The sequence below is a fragment of the Streptomyces roseicoloratus genome, from assembly GCF_004117935.1.
GTDB lineage: Bacteria > Actinomycetota > Actinomycetes > Streptomycetales > Streptomycetaceae > Streptomyces > Streptomyces roseicoloratus.
On sequence record NZ_SDOY01000097.1, the window covers coordinates 1 to 15,655 of the forward strand.

Genomic DNA, 15,655 nt, shown 5'->3' on the forward strand with positions numbered 1-15,655 from the left:
GCACGGCGTGCCCGGCCCCGGACGCCGGCGGCGGCACGTGCCCGCCGGCCCCGGACGGCCAGACGGTCGCCCCCGGCTCGGCGACGAACGGCCGCGCCGGCTCGTAGGGCGGGCGGGGCGGGTAGTACGGCTGCTGGGGCTGGGACTGGGGCTGCTGGTAGTCCGTCATGGCTATGACTCTCGGCTCCACAGATGAGAGCCACCTGAGGACACCCTGAGAAGCCCGACAGAACCGCGTATGCCCGATATAAAGCCTTCACCCGTCGCACCTGGGCGCGCCCCCGGCCGGGCGGTGCGGCCGCCGGGGCCCCGCCGTGTGGGCTCGCGTCCGGTCGGGCGGGTGCGGGCGTCGCGCCTCCGCCGTGTGGGCTCGCGTCCGGTCGGGCGGGTGCCTCCGTCGCGCCTCCGCCGTGTGGGCTCGCGCCGGTCGGGCGGTGGCTCAGCAGTGCCGACCTTCGTGTGGCCCTCCGCCTGGCAGGGCGGTGTCTCGGTCGTGCCCTCGCTGTGTGGGCTCGCGCTGGTCGGGCGGTGGCTCAGCTGCCCACCTTCGTGTGGCCCCCCGCCCGGCAGGGCGGTGCCTCGGCCGCGCCCTCGCTGTGTGGGCTCGCGCCGGTCGGGCGGTGGCTCAGCTGTGCCCACCTCCGTGTGGCCCCCCGCCCGGCAGGGCGGTGCCTCGGTCGCGCCCCCGCCATGTGGGCTCGCGTCCGGTCGGGCGGTGCGGGCGCCGCGCCCCCGCCGTGTGGGCTCGCGCCGGTCGGGCGGTGGCTCAGTCGTGCCCACCTCCGTGTGGGCATTCGTCCCGCAGGGCGGGACGGGTGGGCACACGGGGCGGCGCCCTTTGCGGCGCCTTCGCTCCTTGTTCCTGGCCGCACCACTACGGCGCGGCGCCGTACGGGTGGCGGCTCAGGCGCAGGGGGCCTAGGCGCGGCAGGGGGCGCCGTTCCGCTGTGCCCACCCGTTCCGCCCCGGCGGAACGAATGCCCACAGCGAAACGGCGGGACGGCGGGCGAGGCCTGCGGCGGAGGCTCGCGGCGCAACGGTGGGCGCCACCCGCATCGGAGCGGTGGGCGCGGCCCTGCGGGCGGAGGCACGCAACGGGATGGGCGGGCCCGTAGGGGCTGGGGCGGCAGGGCTGAGGCCCGCAGCGGAGCGCTGGCAGAGGGCGCCGCCTGGGGCTCCCACCAGCGGAGCGCAGCGGAGGGCGCCGCCCGGCGGGCTCGGCAGGTCGAGCCCGCCGAAGGGAGGGACGGGCCCATAGGGCCCGGGGCGCTGCGGGGGCGGGGCCCGCAGCGGGGTAGCGGGCCGGGGCCCGCAGCTGGGTACTGGACCGGGGGCCTGGCAGGCCGGGGCCCGCAGCCGAGTAGGGCCCGGCAGGGGCGAGGCCCGTCAAGGAGGGACGGGCCCACAGTGGCCCGGGGCCCCGACAAGCCGGGGCCCTCAGCAGGGCAGGGCCCGCAGCCGGGTACTGGCCCGGGGCCCCGACAGGCCGGGGCCCTCAGCAGGGCAGTGGCCCGGGGCTCGGCAGGCCGAGGCCCTCAGCAAGGCAGGGGGTCGGGCCCGCAGCCGGGTAGGGGGGGGGTCGGGCCCGCAGCCGGGTAGGGGGGTCGGGGTCCGCAGCCGGGTAGAGGGTCGGGGGTGGTCAGGCGCAGCCGCAGGAGCGGCGGACTATCAGCGCCGACGGGAACTGCCTCACCCGCTCCCGCCGCGACCCCGCCACCCGCAGCGAGTCGTCCAGCACCAGATCCACCGCCGCCCGCGCCATCGCCGGACGGTCCGAGTGGACCGTCGTCAGCGGCGGGTCCGCGAGCGCCGCCTCCTTGACGTCGTCGAAGCCCGCCACCGCCAGCTCCGTCGGCACGTCGATCCGCAGCTCGCGCGCCGCCCGCAGCACACCGAAGGCCTGGTCGTCCGTCGAGCAGAAGATGGCCGGCGGCCGGTCCGGGCCCGAGAGCAGCTTGAGCGCCACCTGGTAGGCGTCGTAACGGTTGTACGGCGCCTGGAAGAGCCGGCCCTCGATCGAGCGGCCCGCCTCCAGCATGGCCCGCCGCCAGCCCTCCTCGTGGTCGGCGACCGGGTCGCCGACGGCCGGGGTGTTCGGCACGCCGCCGAGGCACGCCACGTACGGGTGGCCGTGCTCCAGGAGGTGCCGGGTGGCGAGCTGGGCGCCGCCGATGTCGTCGGTGACGACGGCCACGTCGTCGATCGCCTCGGGCCGCTCGTGCAGCAGCACCACCCGCGCGTCCCACGCCTCGATCTCGCTCGCGGCCTGCTCGCTCATGCCCTGGCTGACCAGGATCAGACCGGAGACCCGCATGCCGAGGAAGGCGCGCAGATAGTGGATCTCGCGCTCGGTCCGGTAGTCGGAGTTGCCGACGAGGACCATCTTTCCGCGCTCGGCGGCCGCCTGCTCGACCGCGTGCGCCATCTCGCCGAAGAAGGGCTGCCGGGCGTCCGGCACGATCATGCCTATGAGGTCGGTGCGCCGGGAGGCCATCGCCTGGGCCACCCGGTCGGGCCGGTAGCCCAGCTCCTTGATGGCGGCGAGGACACGCTCGCGCGTGGCCGGGGCGACCGGCCGGGGTCCGTTGTTGATCACGTAACTCACGACCGCGGTCGAAGTACCCGCCAGTCGCGCTACGTCATCCCGCGTCACCTTGGCCACGCGGCGAAGTCTACGCGGGGTGACCTTGCTACCGGCAGGTCGCGATGTGGCATCCGCCACGTCAACCGTAGTCCGACGGAGTGAGTTCCGGCGTGGCGCCCTTGACGCGCGCCCCCTCCGGAACCCGATCACCCCGGACTCAGGACCCGCCCCCCGACTCAGGACCCGGCCCCCGACGCGGGACCCGGGTCCTGGTCGAGACCCCAGCCCCAGCTTTCGACCTCAGCCCCAGCCCACGGGCCTCAGCCCCCGGGCCTCAGCCCCCAGGCCTCAGCCCCCGGCCCCAGCCCCCAGCCGCCCGGTCTCACGCCTTCGCGCGGGCTTCCCGCTTCTCCGTCCCCGTCCCGGACCCGTCCCGGGACTCCTGCTTCGCCCGCGCCTCCTCCGCCGCGCGCTCCACCTTCTCCGGAGTGACGAAGCGGTAGCCCACATTGCGTACGGTGCCGATCAGCGACTCGTGCTCGGGGCCGAGCTTCGCCCGAAGCCTCCGTACGTGCACGTCCACCGTCCGGGTGCCGCCGAAGTAGTCGTAGCCCCACACCTCCTGCAGGAGCTGGGCGCGGGTGAAGACCCGGCCCGGGTGCTGGGCCAGGTACTTGAGCAGCTCGAACTCCTTGAAGGTCAGGTCCAGGACCCGGCCCTTGAGCTTGGCGCTGTACGTCGCCTCGTCCACCGACAGGTCGCCGTTGCGGATCTCCATCGGAGAGTCGTCGACGCCGATCTGCTGGCGGCCCATCGCCAGCCGCAGCCGCGCCTCCACCTCGGCCGGGCCGGCCGTGTCGAGCAGTACGTCGTCGATGCCCCAGTCGGCCGTGACGGCCGCGAGACCGCCCTCCGTGACCACCAGGATCAGCGGACAGCCGGGGCCCGTGGAACGCAGCAGCTGGCACAGCGAACGCACCTGCGGCAGATCGCGCCGGCCGTCCACGAGGATCACGTCCGCGCCCGGGGTGTCCACCAGCGCCGGGCCCTCGGCGGGTGCCACGCGCACGTTGTGCAGCAGCAGCCCGAGAGCGGGCAGCACCTCGGTCGACGGCTGGAGGGCATTGGTCAGGAGCAGCAGAGAGCTCATCGCACCCCACCTGCCCGGGTGTGCGACGTGATCGTCGGTCGGTCGTGCTTCGTACGCTCGTCCATGACGTCGGTTCCTCCTCGGTCCCTGCGAGGACGTCTGTACTGCGGTCTCACGCTCACGTGCTCACGTGCTGCTCTCGCGCCCTGAGAGCTTTCGTTCATCCATCCGTAACAACGGTCGGAAAACACAAAAGGACCCGGGGGCTGCGTCGCCCGGATCCTCTGGCAGCAGAATAGCCCACATGAGTTCCGAGGCAGAGGGGCGATTTCACATCGTGGATGTCTCCCAGATCACTTCCCGTCCTCTGCGGGACACCGTTCGCACGCATCTCCGTACTGCTGACGGTGTCCGGATCGAGGCGGTTTACGAACCTTCTCTGGCAAGTGTCACCGATACGGCGGCGGACGCCCCGGCCGGCCCCGCCACCGGCCCCGCCACCGGCCCCGCCTCCGGCCCCGCCTCCGGCCCCGCCACCGAGACCCCGGCCGCCGCTGCCGCCGCCGTCGGCACGGCGATCGTCGTGGCGCACGGGTTCACCGGCTCGGTCGACCGGCCCGCGCTGCGCCGCGCCGCGCAGGTCTTCCGTCGGCACGCGAACGTCGTCACCTTCTCCTTCCGCGGCCACGGCGGCTCCGGCGGGCTCTCCACCGTCGGTGACCGGGAGGTCCTCGACCTGGCCGCGGCCGTCCGCTGGGCCCGCGAGCTCGGCAACACGCGCGTGGTGACGGTCGGCTTCTCCATGGGCGGCTCGGTCGTCCTGCGCCACGCCGCCCTGGAGCGGGACCCGCGACAGGACACCGACGCCGTCGCCGCCGTGAGCGCCCCCGCCCGCTGGTACTACCGGGGCACGCCCTCCATGCGCCGGGTCCACTGGGTGATCACCCGGCCCGCTGGCCGGCTCGTCGGCCGCTACGGCCTGCGGACCCGCATCGACCACAAGCCGTGGGACCCGGTCCCGCTGGCGCCGTACGAGGCCGTGCCGATGATCGGCCCGACGCCGCTGCTCGTCGTCCACGGCGACCGCGACCCGTACTTCCCCGTCGACCACCCGCGGATGCTGACGGCCGCCGCGGAGGCCGCCGGCACACCGGTCGAGCTGTGGCTCGAACGCGGCATGGGCCACGCCGAGAACGCCGCCGCCGACGAACTGCTCGACCGCCTCGGGACCTGGCTGACCCGGCCATAGCCCATCATGGGTGGCGGCGCGCACACGAACGAAGGGAGTGCCGCTATGGCAGCGGGAACCATCCGCTACTGGGCGGCGGCGAAGGCCGCCGCGGGAGTCGCCGAGGAGCCCTACGCGGCCGAGACCCTCGCGGAGGCGCTGGCCGCGGTCCGCGACCGGCACCCGGGCGAGCTGACCGGGGTCCTCCAGCGCTGCTCGTTCCTCGTCGACGGCGACCCGGTCGGGACCCGCGCGCATGAGACGGTACGGCTGGCCGAGGGCGGCACGGTCGAGGTGCTCCCGCCGTTCGCAGGAGGGTGAACCGCACAGCATGAGCAGTGATCAGCAGTATCCGTACGAGCCGCAGGGCCGCCGGCCGGCCGGCGGCCCGGGCGGTCAGGGCGGCCCGCAGGGCGGTCAGCCGTACGACCCGAACGTCACCCAGACGTGGGAGGGCCAGACCTGGGACACCCAGTACCAGCCCACGGTCACGCCCCAGCAGACCCAGGCCGCCGTCTCGTACGACACGGCGTACCTCCCGCAGCAGGACCACGGCCGACAGCCGCCCGCCACGGGCCCCGTCACGGGGCCGGGGACGGGCGGCCACCCGCTGCCACCGGAGGCCTCGTACGAGACGTACGGCAGGTACGACCCGTACGGCACTCACGGCACTCATGGCACCAACGGCTCTCACGGCTCTCACGGCGCACAGTCGTCGCAGCCGCAGCCGCAGCCGCAGCCGCAGCCGCAGCCGCAGCCGTACGAGACGTACGGGGATCGGTCGTACGCGCCGCCGACGCCGACCCAGGCGGCCCCGGAGGCCCCGTACGCGGTGCCGATCCCGGCGTCCGCCCCGGCGTCCGCCCACGCTTCCGCCCCGGCGCCCCTCGCCGAGGACGGCCCCGCCTACTCCTCGCCCACCACCTCCGGCAACGCCCGCGTCACCGACGCCCAGCGGGCCCGGGCCGAGGGGCGGTCGCCGATCATCGATCCCGGCATGCAGCCCGCCGCCCTGACGGCCGGGCTCGGCGTGCTGCTCGCCGTGGGCGCCGCCGTCGGCCCGTACGCGCTGCTCGTCCCGCTGCTGCTGCTCCAGGGGCTCACCGCCGCCGGCTGGTTCCGGCTCAACGGCATGTGGCCCGCCCGGCAGGGCATCGCCCTCGCCTTCCTCGGCGGCGTCGTCGCCGACGCGGCGCTGCTGGCGGCCGGCCGGGAGCACGCGCCCGCCGCCGTCCTCGGCACGCTCGGCGTGTGGGTGCTGCTCACCCTCGTGCTCCAGCTGCGCAGCCACGCGGACCCGGACGAGCGGATGTACGGCCTGATGGCCACGGTCGTCTCCGCCGCGCTGGCGATCCTGGCCACCGGACACCTCGGCGCCGAACCGGACGCGGTGGTCGTCGGCGCGGTCGCGGTCGCCGCCGCCGTGATCGCCCGGGCCCTGCCGCTGCCGGGCCCGGTCTCCGCGGTCGCCGCGCTGCTCGCGGCTGCGGGCGCCGGCATCGCGGCCGGCGGGTTCACGGACCCCGGCGGCGCGGGCGGGGCGGTGCTCGGCCTGGGTGCCGGGGTCTGCGCCCTCATCGGACTGCGGGTGGCCGCTTACGACTACCCGTCGCGGTTCGTGCACATGACGGCGGGCGTGGCGCTGCCGCTGACGGCGGCCGTGCCCGCGGTCTACCTGCTGGGACGCGCGCTGGCCTGACGCCGGCCCGGCGATCGCCGGGACCCGCGCTGGACGCCCGCCACAGGCCCGCCCGACCCCGCGCGGGGCCCGCCTGCGAACCGCCCGGTAACCGGTCAGGGAACCGACCGGCCCCCTGACACGTCGATCTTCGTGTCCGATCCTCGTGTCGGGGGCCGGATTCATTTCAGGACGTGATCAGGGGGATGTGGACCATGCGGGCACTGCGGACGGTGCTGATCCTTGCCGTGGTGCTCGGCGGACTCCTCGTCGGCGCGGACCGCGTCGCCGCCGCGTTCGCGGAGACGGAGGCGGCCGAGGGAGTGCGGATCGGGACCGTACGGGCCGAGTCCACGGACGTCGACATCAAGGGCTTCCCGTTCCTCACGCAGGTCGCGGACAAGAACCTCGACGAGGTCGAGATACGGCTGACCGGCGTCCAGGCGCGGGCCGGCGGCCGGCCGGTGCGCATCGGCGAGCTGACCGCCGCGCTGCGCGACGTCACGCTGGACGCGGACTACGGGATCGACCGCGCGGGCTCGGCCGACGGCACCGCGCGGATCGCCTACCCGGACCTGGCCGCCGCCTCGGGCCGGGACGCCCAGGTGGCGTACGGCGGCGACGGCAAGCTGAAGGTGACGGGCGGGGTGCGGATCCTGGGCCGGACGCTCACGCGCAGCGTGCTGTCGACGGTGACGCTGGTGGACGGCGACACCATTCGGGTGCGGGCGGACGAGGTGCCCGGCGAGGGCATCCCGGGCCTGGAGAAGATGGTCAGGTCCCGCACCGACTTCGACCGGCGCATCGAGGGCCTGCCGAAGGGCATGCGGCTGACGAAGGTCGAGGCACGGGAGGACGGCCTGGTGGTGACGGTCACGGGCGAGAACGTGACCCTGAAGGCGAGCTGACCCCCGCCGCCTCCCTCCGCTCCCGTGACGCCGCAGGCACCGCCTGCGGCGTCTCCCGTCTCCCGTCTCCCGTCTCCCGTCTCCCGTCTCCCGTCTCCCGTCTCCCGTCTCCCGTCTCCCGTCTCCCGTCTCCCGTCCCCCCGGGCCCGTCCAGGCGGTCCGAACGCTTTCGGACACCTCGGCCATGGCCCCCGAAGGCCCGACCGGGTCCGTTCGGGTCCGTTCAGGTCCGTCCGAACGCTTTCGGACACCTTTCTGATCACATGTTGAGACACCCCCGTCCGATCCGCAGAAGCACCGCCCCCACGCCCGGACGGAGGGCCTCCGGTGGCGACCCGCACCCTCTCCTCGTCCCACATCTCGGACGATCGCGTCTCAAAATACGACACGCCGGTGACACGGCCGCCTGTCCGTCCCTACGATCGTCCGCATGAAGCGACAGGCGGAACTCACGAAGCGGCGGGCAGTAGACCTGTGCCGCATCGCCGCCATGCTCTGTCGCTCCGTCTGAGCGGGACGCCCGCCGTCCCGTATTCCTCAGGCCCTACGACGTGATGTCGGGGCCACCCTGCGCAGCCGTACGCCGTCGTCGTCGCACGCCGCCGACGCGTACCCGCACCACCCCGCACAACACGCACGAACCGCCGCACACTGCCCCGGAGGAGAAACAACATGGCTCGCAGCGACGTCCTGGTCGACGCCGACTGGGTCGAGGCCAACCTCGACAACCCCCAGGTCGCCATCGTCGAGGTGGACGAGGACACCTCGGCCTACGACAAGAACCACATCAAGAACGCCATCCGGATCGACTGGACGAAGGACCTCCAGGACCCGGTCCGCCGCGACTTCATCGACCAGGAGGGCTTCGAGAAGCTCCTCTCGGCGAAGGGCATCGCCAACGACACGACGGTCGTCCTCTACGGCGGCAACAACAACTGGTTCGCGTCGTACGCCTACTGGTACTTCAAGCTCTACGGCCACCAGGACGTCAAGCTCCTCGACGGCGGCCGCAAGAAGTGGGAGCTCGACTCCCGCGACCTGGTCGACGGCACCGAGGTCCCGAACCGCCCGGCCACCGAGTACAAGGCCAAGGCCCTGGACACCTCCATCCGCGCCTTCCGCGACGACGTCGTGGCCGCGATCGGCACCCAGAACCTCGTCGACGTCCGCTCGCCCGACGAGTTCTCCGGCAAGCTCCTCGCGCCGGCCCACCTCCCGCAGGAGCAGTCGCAGCGTCCGGGTCACGTCCCGTCCGCCCGCAACATCCCGTGGTCGAAGAACGCCAACGACGACGGCACCTTCAAGTCGGACGAGGAGCTCAAGGCCCTCTACGCCGAGGAGAACGTCGACCTGGCGAAGGACTCCATCGCCTACTGCCGCATCGGCGAGCGCTCCGCGCTCACCTGGTTCGTCCTGCACGAGCTGCTCGGTGTCGAGAACGTCAAGAACTACGACGGCTCGTGGACCGAGTACGGCTCCCTCGTCGGCGTGCCGATCGAGCTCGGCGCCGCCAAGTAATTCCCGGACCTCCTTCTCCGGACCCCTCGACCGTAAGGATTCCCAGCATGTGTGGAGCACAGCCCGGCGGCCCCGACGCCTCGACGATCAAGCCCGGTGAGACCACGATCCAGGGCTACGTGACCAAGGACGGCGAGCCCGTCACCGGTTACGTCCGCCTCCTGGACTCGACCGGCGAGTTCACGGCCGAGGTCCCGACCTCCGCCACCGGCCAGTTCCGCTTCTACGCGGCCGAGGGCACCTGGACCGTTCGCGCCCTGGTTCCCGGCGGCACCGCCGACCGCCAGGTCGTGGCCCAGAAGGGCGGCCTGGCCGAGGTCGCCATCGCGGTCTGAGCACCGCACACCGAACGGCCGGAGGGCCGTGCCTCCTGGGGGGTTGGACGCCATCACCAGGACTTGAGGCACGGCCCTCCGGTCTGTCCGCGTCCGGCGTGCGGACGGGCTGCCGACGCACCGCCGGCGGTCGTACGCTGAAGGTGTGTACGCACGGCGACGGCGCGTCTACTTCTGGATGATGGGCGTCTGCCTGGTGCTTTTCGTGGGCGCCTGGGCCGTCGTGCGCCTGTGGTCGGTGCCGGCGGCCATCGCCATGTGCGTGGTCGCCATGGTCATCCCGCCCGTGGCCGCGATGATCGCGAACCGGCGCGGCCCGGACGACCGCTGGTGGGACGACCCGAGCGGGGACAAGCAGTCGGACGAGTGGTGGGACGAGCTGGACGGCAAGAAGCGCGACCGGCCGTAGGAGAAGCCGCGTGTCGTGCCCTCGATGGGCGGACGGTCCTCAGCTCAGTGGACGAGTGCCGTGCCCTCGATGGGTGACCGTCCCAGTGCACGCGTGCCGTGCCCTCGATGGGCGGCTGTCCCCAGTGGACGTGTGTCGTGCCCTCGATGGGCGGCTGTCCTCAGTAGACGAGTGCCTGGGTGTCGTCCGCCGTCGCCTCCTGGACGAAGACCTGTGCGCCCGCGATGCGGACGCCCTTCAGGACGTCGTCCTCCGTGATGTCCCGGCGAGCGGCGCACTGGGTGCACAGCGTGACGCGGCCGGCCGCGAGGATCGAGTCGATCAGGTCGGGGAGCGGGGCGGCGTGCGGGAGCTCGAACTCGGCCGCGCGGCCCGGCAGCGCGAACCACGAGGACTCGCCGGTCAGCCACAGCGAGACCTCGACGCCGCTCGCGACGGCGACGGCGGCCACCGTGAAGGCCTGGGAGCAGCGTTCGGGGGCGTCGGCCCCTGCGGTCACCTTGATCACGAGCTTCTTCGCCATATACCGAACTGTAATGCGGTCCGTCGCAACCTCATGCACCACTCGCGTGTCAGCTAGGCGCGCGGGTAACGGAATCCGCGCCTCTAGTCTTGTGGGGGGACTGTTGTGGAAGTGACGGAAGCGGTCGTAACCGCTCAGAACGCCCCGGCGCCCGCGCCGGAGCCGACCCCGGAACCGGCGCCCGTGCCGGTTCCCGAGGTCCCGCCGCGCCGCCGGGCGGGCCGTACGGTCGCGCTGATCGCCGTCGCCGCCGTCCTCGGCGTCGTCGGCGGGACGGCGGTCGGCTACGGCATCCAGGCCGAGCGCGAGCCCACCCCGCTCCCGGCCCTCAACCAGACCGACCTCGCCTACCCGGCGAAGCCCGCGCCGAAGGGCCAGGAGCCGCCCGCCCTGTCGGTCGCCGAGGACCGGGGCCTGAAGACCGAGGGCGACCTGAGCAAGCTGTTGCTGCCGAAGCCGGCGGGGGCGAAGAAGTCCGAGTTCGTTCCGGAGGACGGCTGGCGGAGCGTCGCGTCGTACGCGTCCGACTTCAACGGACCCTCGACCGAGCTCGCGTATCTGCTGGACGGGGGCATCCGCCGGGTCGTCACGACGGGCTGGCGCACGGGCCGGTACAAGTACACGGAGATCAACCTGGTGCAGTTCCGGTCCGACGGCGGTCAGGGTGCCGCCGAGCACTCGGAGGGGCAGCGCCGGTTCATGGACGCCGAGGCCGGCGAGAGCCAGCCGGTCAAGGGCAGTGCCGACGGCCGCACCTACCTGCTGCCCGTGAAGCGCAAGGCGGGCTACGAGGACATGTACCGGGCGCGTGCGTACGTCCACCGCGGTGACATCGCGGTCGAGATCTTCGTGACGGACATCAAGAAGATCAGCCAGAAGGAGATCTCCTCGCTGGCCGAGCGGCAGCTGGGGCGACTGTGAACGAGGAGAACACCACGGTGAACGTTCCCGTCGGCGCCCCGTCCGCCGCACCCGCACCCGAGGCCGCACCCGCACCCGAGACCGCACCCGCACCCGAGGCCGGCCCCGGGCCGGAGCCCGCCGCCGGGCCGCGCAGGCCGCGCAGGGTCTTCCCGTACGTCCTCACCGGCGTCCTCGTGCTCGGCGTCGGCGCCGGTGCCACCTACACCGGCGTCACCGTCTCGTCGGCCGACCGCACCGCGCCCACCGTCGCCTGGGAGCCGCCGCCTCCCGCGAGCAAGGACCCCGCCGCGACGAACCTCGGCAAGGGCAACGCGTCGACCCCGCTCGGCAAGCTGCTGCTGCCGGTGCCCGACGGCTACAGCCTCGGGCCCGACATCGACGGGTACGGCAACGACGGCGAGCTCAGCGCCCGCGACGCCCGAGCCGAACTCAAGGAGGCGGGCAAGGGCCTGGCCGGCAAGAAGCGCCGCGAGTTCGAGAGGCGCATCGACAGGGTCGGCATCCAGGGCGTCGCCATGCGCTCGTACGTGAACGCGGAGGACGCCGAGGAGCGCGTCGTCGTCGAGATCCAGGTGATCCACCTCAAGAACAAGCGGCTCGGCACCGAGATGCACAAGCTGCGCTCCGAGATCGTGGGCCTCTTCAAGTTCTCCAAGGGGCCGAAGGTCGACGGCCACAAGAACGCCACCTGCTGGGAGTTGCCGAAGCCGGAGGGCCTGGACAAGAAGGAGCGGGAGCAGAGCCTCGACGGCATGCTCTGCTCCGCGTACGACTCCGGGTACTACGTCACCGTCACCGCCTCCGGCGCCCGGCACTTCGACAAGACCGCCGTCGCCGAGCTGGTGAAGAAGCAGCTCGACCACCTCAAGTCCCCGGGGGAGTACGTATGACCGCCACCGAGCCCACCCCCGGTGAGACGACGTCCGCCGAGGCGGCCCCCGCCGCGGAGGCGCAGCCCGCCACCGAAGCGGCACCCGCCGAGCCGGCACCCACCGAGCCGGCACCCGCCGAGCCGGCACCCACCGAGGCGGCCCGCGTCGCGGAGGCGCAGCCCCTGGAGGCGGCCGCCCCGGTGCCGACCGAGGCCGCCCCGGCGGCCCCGGAGCTCGCCGAGGCCACCCCGACGCCCCCGGTCGCCCCGGAAACACCGGCGACCCCGGCCACCCCGGCGATCCCGGAAACACCGGCGACCCCGGCGATCCCGACGCCCCCGGTCGCCCCGGAGGCGGGGACCGTCGCCGCCGTTCCCGCCCGTCCCCGCCGTCGTGTCCTCGCCTCCGTCGCCCGCTGGGTCGCCGCCGTCGTCGTCTGCGGTGGGCTCGGCGCCGGGACCGCTGCCGCGATCACGTCCATGGAGCGCACCGACGTGCCCGGTCTCGCGACCGAGAGCGACGGCCGCTGGGCGTACCCGAAGCTGAGTCTGCCGCCGCTGCCCGAGGGCTCGCCGCGGCCGTTCACCGACGGCAACGACGGCGAGATCCACCACGCCGACCTGAGGAGGCTGCTGCTTCCCGCGCCCGCGGGCGCGACCGTCGATCCGAAGCTGGACGGCGGCTGGGTGGGGGTGGACCAGTACCTCTCCGTCTACCCGAAGGAGCAGCGCGGCGAGCTGAAGCAGGCCCTGGACGACTCAGCGCTGCGGCACGTCACCGCCCGCGCCTGGACCATGCCCGACGGCACCCGGAGCGCCGTCTACCTGCTGCGTTTCAAGTCGGTCGGGTTCTCGGAGACCTTCCGGGACGAGGCCGTGAAGGCCGGCTCCTCGGACCGGCTGCTCCTGGACGGCGTGCGGATCGCGGAGATCGACGCGCTCGGCGACGACATCAGGGTGACGGACACGGGGGTGTACGCGGCGGCCGAGCTGAAGCCGTACGGCCCCGAGCAGACCCGCTGGGCCTACATCCAGGCGGGTGACACGCTCGCGCTCGTCGTCCAGTCCCGCAAGGGCGAGGCCGCGACGGTGCCCTTCCAGCAGACGGTGACCCTGCAGAACCAGCTGCTCGGCTGAGGCCCACCTCACCGTGAGGGCCCGGCCCCCGCCCACTAAGCTGGGGGCCGGCCCGTCCGCCTTCACCGCTCACCGAGGAGCACCAAGTGATCGTCTTTTTCGAAGTCCTGCTCGCGCTGGTCTGCGTCGCGGTGCTCGCTTTCGCCGGTCTGACCGTGAAGAAGCTGTACCAGGGCCAGCGCTGACCGCGTCGCCCGACCGGCTGCCGGACCGCCCGCCCCGCACAGATCGCCTCCACACAGATCGCCTGAGTTGCCCATGATCCAGATTCCGTCCGATCTCAACCCCGGACTCGTCCCCCTCGCGTTCCTGCTCGGTACGTGGGAGGGCGCGGGAGTCTCCGACTTCCCGGGCGCCGAGAAGTGCAACTTCGGCCAGTCCGTGACCTTCAGCCACGACGGCCGGGACTTCATCGAGTACCACTCGCACTCCTGGGTCCTCGACGCCGAGGGCAACAAGGTGCGCCCGCTCGAGAGCGAGAGCGGCTACTGGCGGATCGACAAGGACCGCAAGGTCGAGGTCGTCATGGTCCGCGACCAGGGCGTCGTCGAGGTCTGGTACGGCGAGCTCGCCGACCAGAAGCCGCAGATCGACCTGGCGACGGACGCCGTCGCCCGCACCGAGGCCTCCGGCCCGTACAGCGGCGGCAAGCGTCTCTACGGCTACGTCAAGAGCGACCTGATGTGGGTCGGCGAGAAGGCCACCCCCGACGTGCCGCTGCGCCCGTACATGTCGGCGCACCTGAAGAAGGTCGTCACCCCGGAAGAGGTCGCCGAGATGGCCCGCAACCTCCCGGACATGCCGGACGACGGCATCGCCTTCTTCAAGTAGGACCAGGGAAGGCCCACGGAGCACTCACGGAGGCCGCGAGTACTTCGCTCGTCGACCGTCCGAGCGTTCGCGGACGGCCGGGGCGCTCCGGACGGTCGAGGTGCTCCCGGACGCTCCTGATCGCTCCTGACCGCTCCTGGTGTTCACGCCGCGCCCTCCTACACTGGGGGGCGTGGTGAGCACCGACTGGAAGAGCGATCTGAGGCAGCGCGGTTACCGGCTGACGCCTCAGCGCCAGCTTGTCCTCGAGGCGGTGGACGCCCTGGAGCACGCCACCCCGGACGACATCCTCGTCGAGGTCCGCAAGACCGCCTCCGGCGTCAACATCTCCACCGTCTACCGGACCCTGGAGCTCCTGGAGGAGCTCGGTCTCGTCAGCCACGCCCACCTGGGGCACGGCGCGCCGACCTACCACCTCGCCGACCGGCACCACCATCTGCACCTGGTCTGCCGGGACTGCTCGGAGGTCATCGAGGCGGACGTGGAGGTGGCCGCCGACTTCACCGGGAAGCTGCGCGAGACCTTCGGATTCGAGACCGACATGAAGCACTTCGCCATCTTCGGCCGGTGCCGGGACTGCTCCCGGAAGGCCGCCGCCGCGGAGTCGTAGGCTTTTCCCATGAAGAGCCCCCTGCTGTCCCTGCCCGGCGCCGTCCCCGCCGAAGGCCGTGACGAAGGCGTCGCCGCGCACTACGGCGACCTGTTCCGCGAGCAGCGGACCCTCGCCGACGGCACCGGTTTCGTCGACCTGTCGCACCGCGGCGTCGTCACCGTCACGGGTGACGACCGGCTGAGCTGGCTGCACCTGCTGCTCACCCAGCACGTCAGCGAGCTTCCGGCCGGCCTCGCCACCGAGGCGCTGATCCTCTCCGCGAACGGCCACATCGAGCACGCGCTGTACCTCGTCGACGACGGCACCACGGTCTGGGCGCACGTCGAGCCCGGCACGCAGGCCGAGCTCGTCGCGTACCTGGAGTCGATGAAGTTCTTCTACCGGGTCGAGGTCGCCGACCGTACGGACGACTTCGCCGTCGTCCACCTGCCGGCCGGTTCCATCGCCGAGGTGCCCGAGGGCGTCGTCGTACGGGAGACCCCGTACGGCCGCGACCTGTTCCTGCCGCGCGGCGACCTGGAGGCGTTCGCCTCCTCGCACGGGCCGGCCGCCGGCGTCCTCGCGTACGAGGCGCTGCGCGTCGAGGCGCACCGGCCGCGGCTCGGCTTCGAGACCGACCACCGGACCATCCCGCACGAGATCGGCCTGATCGGCAGCGCCGTCCACCTCCAGAAGGGCTGCTACCGCGGCCAGGAGACCGTCGCCCGCGTCCACAACCTGGGCAAGCCGCCGCGTCGGCTCGTCTTCCTGCACCTGGACGGCAGCGAGGTGCTGCTGCCGGGGCCCGGCACGCCGCTGCGGCTCGCCGCGGACGGTCCGGAGGGCCGCCAGCTGGGCTTCGTCACGACGGCGGTACGGCACCACGAGCTGGGCCCGATCGCCCTCGGCCTGCTGAAGCGGAACGTGCCGGTGGACGCCGAGCTGATCGCGGGCACGACGGCGGCGGCCCAGGAGGTCGTGGTCGAGCCGTAGGGCCAGGGCCCGGATCTGCCGCGGCGCCGCCGGT

Annotated in this window: 16 protein-coding genes; 13 read left to right on the forward strand and 3 right to left on the reverse strand. The window is 73.0% G+C overall.

The window, feature by feature from the left end; genetic code table 11:
• Positions 1–1,639 precede the first annotated feature (1,639 nt).
• Positions 1,640–2,662, reverse strand: coding sequence for a LacI family DNA-binding transcriptional regulator (locus ESG85_RS10595; RefSeq protein ID WP_128977875.1), 1,023 nt, complete (start codon positions 2,660–2,662; stop codon positions 1,640–1,642).
• Positions 2,663–2,966: 304 nt separating this feature from the next.
• Positions 2,967–3,734: a response regulator transcription factor gene (locus ESG85_RS10600; protein ID WP_128977877.1), complete on the reverse strand. Its 768-nt coding sequence runs from the start codon at positions 3,732–3,734 to the stop codon at positions 2,967–2,969.
• A 244-nt stretch (positions 3,735–3,978) separates the two neighbouring features.
• Between ESG85_RS10600 and ESG85_RS10605 the strand changes: the two genes are divergently transcribed.
• The 7 genes from ESG85_RS10605 (at position 3,979) to ESG85_RS10645 (ending at position 9,750) form a co-directional block, all read left to right on the forward strand.
• Positions 3,979–4,923 (forward strand): alpha/beta hydrolase, encoded by a 945-nt coding sequence (locus ESG85_RS10605; RefSeq protein WP_128977879.1) that lies wholly within the window; start codon positions 3,979–3,981, stop codon positions 4,921–4,923.
• A 45-nt stretch (positions 4,924–4,968) separates the two neighbouring features.
• Positions 4,969–5,223 (forward strand): MoaD/ThiS family protein, encoded by a 255-nt coding sequence (locus ESG85_RS10610; protein WP_128977881.1) that lies wholly within the window; start codon positions 4,969–4,971, stop codon positions 5,221–5,223.
• A 10-nt stretch (positions 5,224–5,233) separates the two neighbouring features.
• Positions 5,234–6,601, forward strand: coding sequence for a hypothetical protein (locus ESG85_RS10615; RefSeq protein WP_128977883.1), 1,368 nt, complete (start codon positions 5,234–5,236; stop codon positions 6,599–6,601).
• Between the two features lie 194 nt (positions 6,602–6,795).
• Positions 6,796–7,488 carry an LmeA family phospholipid-binding protein gene (locus ESG85_RS10620; RefSeq protein ID WP_128977922.1) on the forward strand — a complete coding sequence of 231 codons (693 nt, stop codon included), beginning with the start codon at positions 6,796–6,798 and terminating at the stop codon, positions 7,486–7,488.
• A 672-nt stretch (positions 7,489–8,160) separates the two neighbouring features.
• A complete protein-coding gene (locus tag ESG85_RS10635) occupies positions 8,161–9,006 on the forward strand; it encodes a sulfurtransferase (RefSeq protein ID WP_128977885.1) in 846 nt (281 codons plus the stop codon).
• A gap of 47 nt (positions 9,007–9,053) precedes the next feature.
• Positions 9,054–9,341 carry a DUF1416 domain-containing protein gene (locus ESG85_RS10640; RefSeq protein WP_128977887.1) on the forward strand — a complete coding sequence of 96 codons (288 nt, stop codon included), beginning with the start codon at positions 9,054–9,056 and terminating at the stop codon, positions 9,339–9,341.
• 109 nt (positions 9,342–9,450) lie between these two features.
• On the forward strand, positions 9,451–9,750 hold the full coding sequence (locus ESG85_RS10645; protein ID WP_128977889.1) for a DUF3099 domain-containing protein: 300 nt from the start codon (positions 9,451–9,453) through the stop codon (positions 9,748–9,750).
• A 160-nt stretch (positions 9,751–9,910) separates the two neighbouring features.
• On the opposite strand, the gene ESG85_RS10650 is transcribed toward ESG85_RS10645, so the two are convergent.
• On the reverse strand, positions 9,911–10,273 hold the full coding sequence (locus ESG85_RS10650) for a DsrE family protein (RefSeq protein ID WP_128977891.1): 363 nt from the start codon (positions 10,271–10,273) through the stop codon (positions 9,911–9,913).
• Positions 10,274–10,456: 183 nt separating this feature from the next.
• On the opposite strand from ESG85_RS10650, the gene ESG85_RS10655 reads away from it, so the two are divergent.
• The 6 genes from ESG85_RS10655 (at position 10,457) to ygfZ (ending at position 15,621) form a co-directional block, all read left to right on the forward strand.
• A complete protein-coding gene (locus ESG85_RS10655) occupies positions 10,457–11,194 on the forward strand; it encodes a hypothetical protein (RefSeq protein WP_246094922.1) in 738 nt (245 codons plus the stop codon).
• A 17-nt stretch (positions 11,195–11,211) separates the two neighbouring features.
• On the forward strand, positions 11,212–12,087 hold the full coding sequence (locus ESG85_RS10660; protein ID WP_181019006.1) for a hypothetical protein: 876 nt from the start codon (positions 11,212–11,214) through the stop codon (positions 12,085–12,087).
• Positions 12,088–12,368: 281 nt separating this feature from the next.
• The gene (locus tag ESG85_RS10665; protein ID WP_128977924.1) at positions 12,369–13,205 is read left to right on the forward strand and encodes a hypothetical protein; all 837 of its coding nucleotides are present in this window, start codon (positions 12,369–12,371) and stop codon (positions 13,203–13,205) included.
• A gap of 258 nt (positions 13,206–13,463) precedes the next feature.
• Complete coding sequence (locus ESG85_RS10675; protein WP_128977894.1) at positions 13,464–14,036, forward strand: heme-binding beta-barrel domain-containing protein; 573 nt, start codon at positions 13,464–13,466, stop codon at positions 14,034–14,036.
• 172 nt (positions 14,037–14,208) lie between these two features.
• Entirely contained in the window at positions 14,209–14,646 is a 438-nt protein-coding gene (locus ESG85_RS10680; protein ID WP_128977896.1) for a Fur family transcriptional regulator, read from the forward strand.
• A 9-nt stretch (positions 14,647–14,655) separates the two neighbouring features.
• Positions 14,656–15,621 carry a CAF17-like 4Fe-4S cluster assembly/insertion protein YgfZ gene (gene ygfZ / locus ESG85_RS10685; protein WP_128977898.1) on the forward strand — a complete coding sequence of 322 codons (966 nt, stop codon included), beginning with the start codon at positions 14,656–14,658 and terminating at the stop codon, positions 15,619–15,621.
• The last annotated feature ends 34 nt before the right edge of the window (positions 15,622–15,655 follow it).

What these genes read in the sequence shown, in the direction of transcription:
- ESG85_RS10600 (WP_128977877.1), bottom strand. Translation starts at nt 3,734, where the DNA reads ATGAGCTCTCTGCTGCTCCTGACCAATGCCCTCCAGCCGTCGACCGAG.
- ESG85_RS10605 (WP_128977879.1), top strand. Translation starts at nt 3,979, where the DNA reads ATGAGTTCCGAGGCAGAGGGGCGATTTCACATCGTGGATGTCTCCCAG.
- ESG85_RS10610 (WP_128977881.1), top strand. Translation starts at nt 4,969, where the DNA reads ATGGCAGCGGGAACCATCCGCTACTGGGCGGCGGCGAAGGCCGCCGCG.
- ESG85_RS10615 (WP_128977883.1), top strand. Translation starts at nt 5,234, where the DNA reads ATGAGCAGTGATCAGCAGTATCCGTACGAGCCGCAGGGCCGCCGGCCG.
- ESG85_RS10620 (WP_128977922.1), top strand. Translation starts at nt 6,796, where the DNA reads ATGCGGGCACTGCGGACGGTGCTGATCCTTGCCGTGGTGCTCGGCGGA.
- ESG85_RS10635 (WP_128977885.1), top strand. Translation starts at nt 8,161, where the DNA reads ATGGCTCGCAGCGACGTCCTGGTCGACGCCGACTGGGTCGAGGCCAAC.
- ESG85_RS10640 (WP_128977887.1), top strand. Translation starts at nt 9,054, where the DNA reads ATGTGTGGAGCACAGCCCGGCGGCCCCGACGCCTCGACGATCAAGCCC.
- ESG85_RS10650 (WP_128977891.1), bottom strand. Translation starts at nt 10,273, where the DNA reads ATGGCGAAGAAGCTCGTGATCAAGGTGACCGCAGGGGCCGACGCCCCC.
- ESG85_RS10675 (WP_128977894.1), top strand. Translation starts at nt 13,464, where the DNA reads ATGATCCAGATTCCGTCCGATCTCAACCCCGGACTCGTCCCCCTCGCG.
- ygfZ (WP_128977898.1), top strand. Translation starts at nt 14,656, where the DNA reads ATGAAGAGCCCCCTGCTGTCCCTGCCCGGCGCCGTCCCCGCCGAAGGC.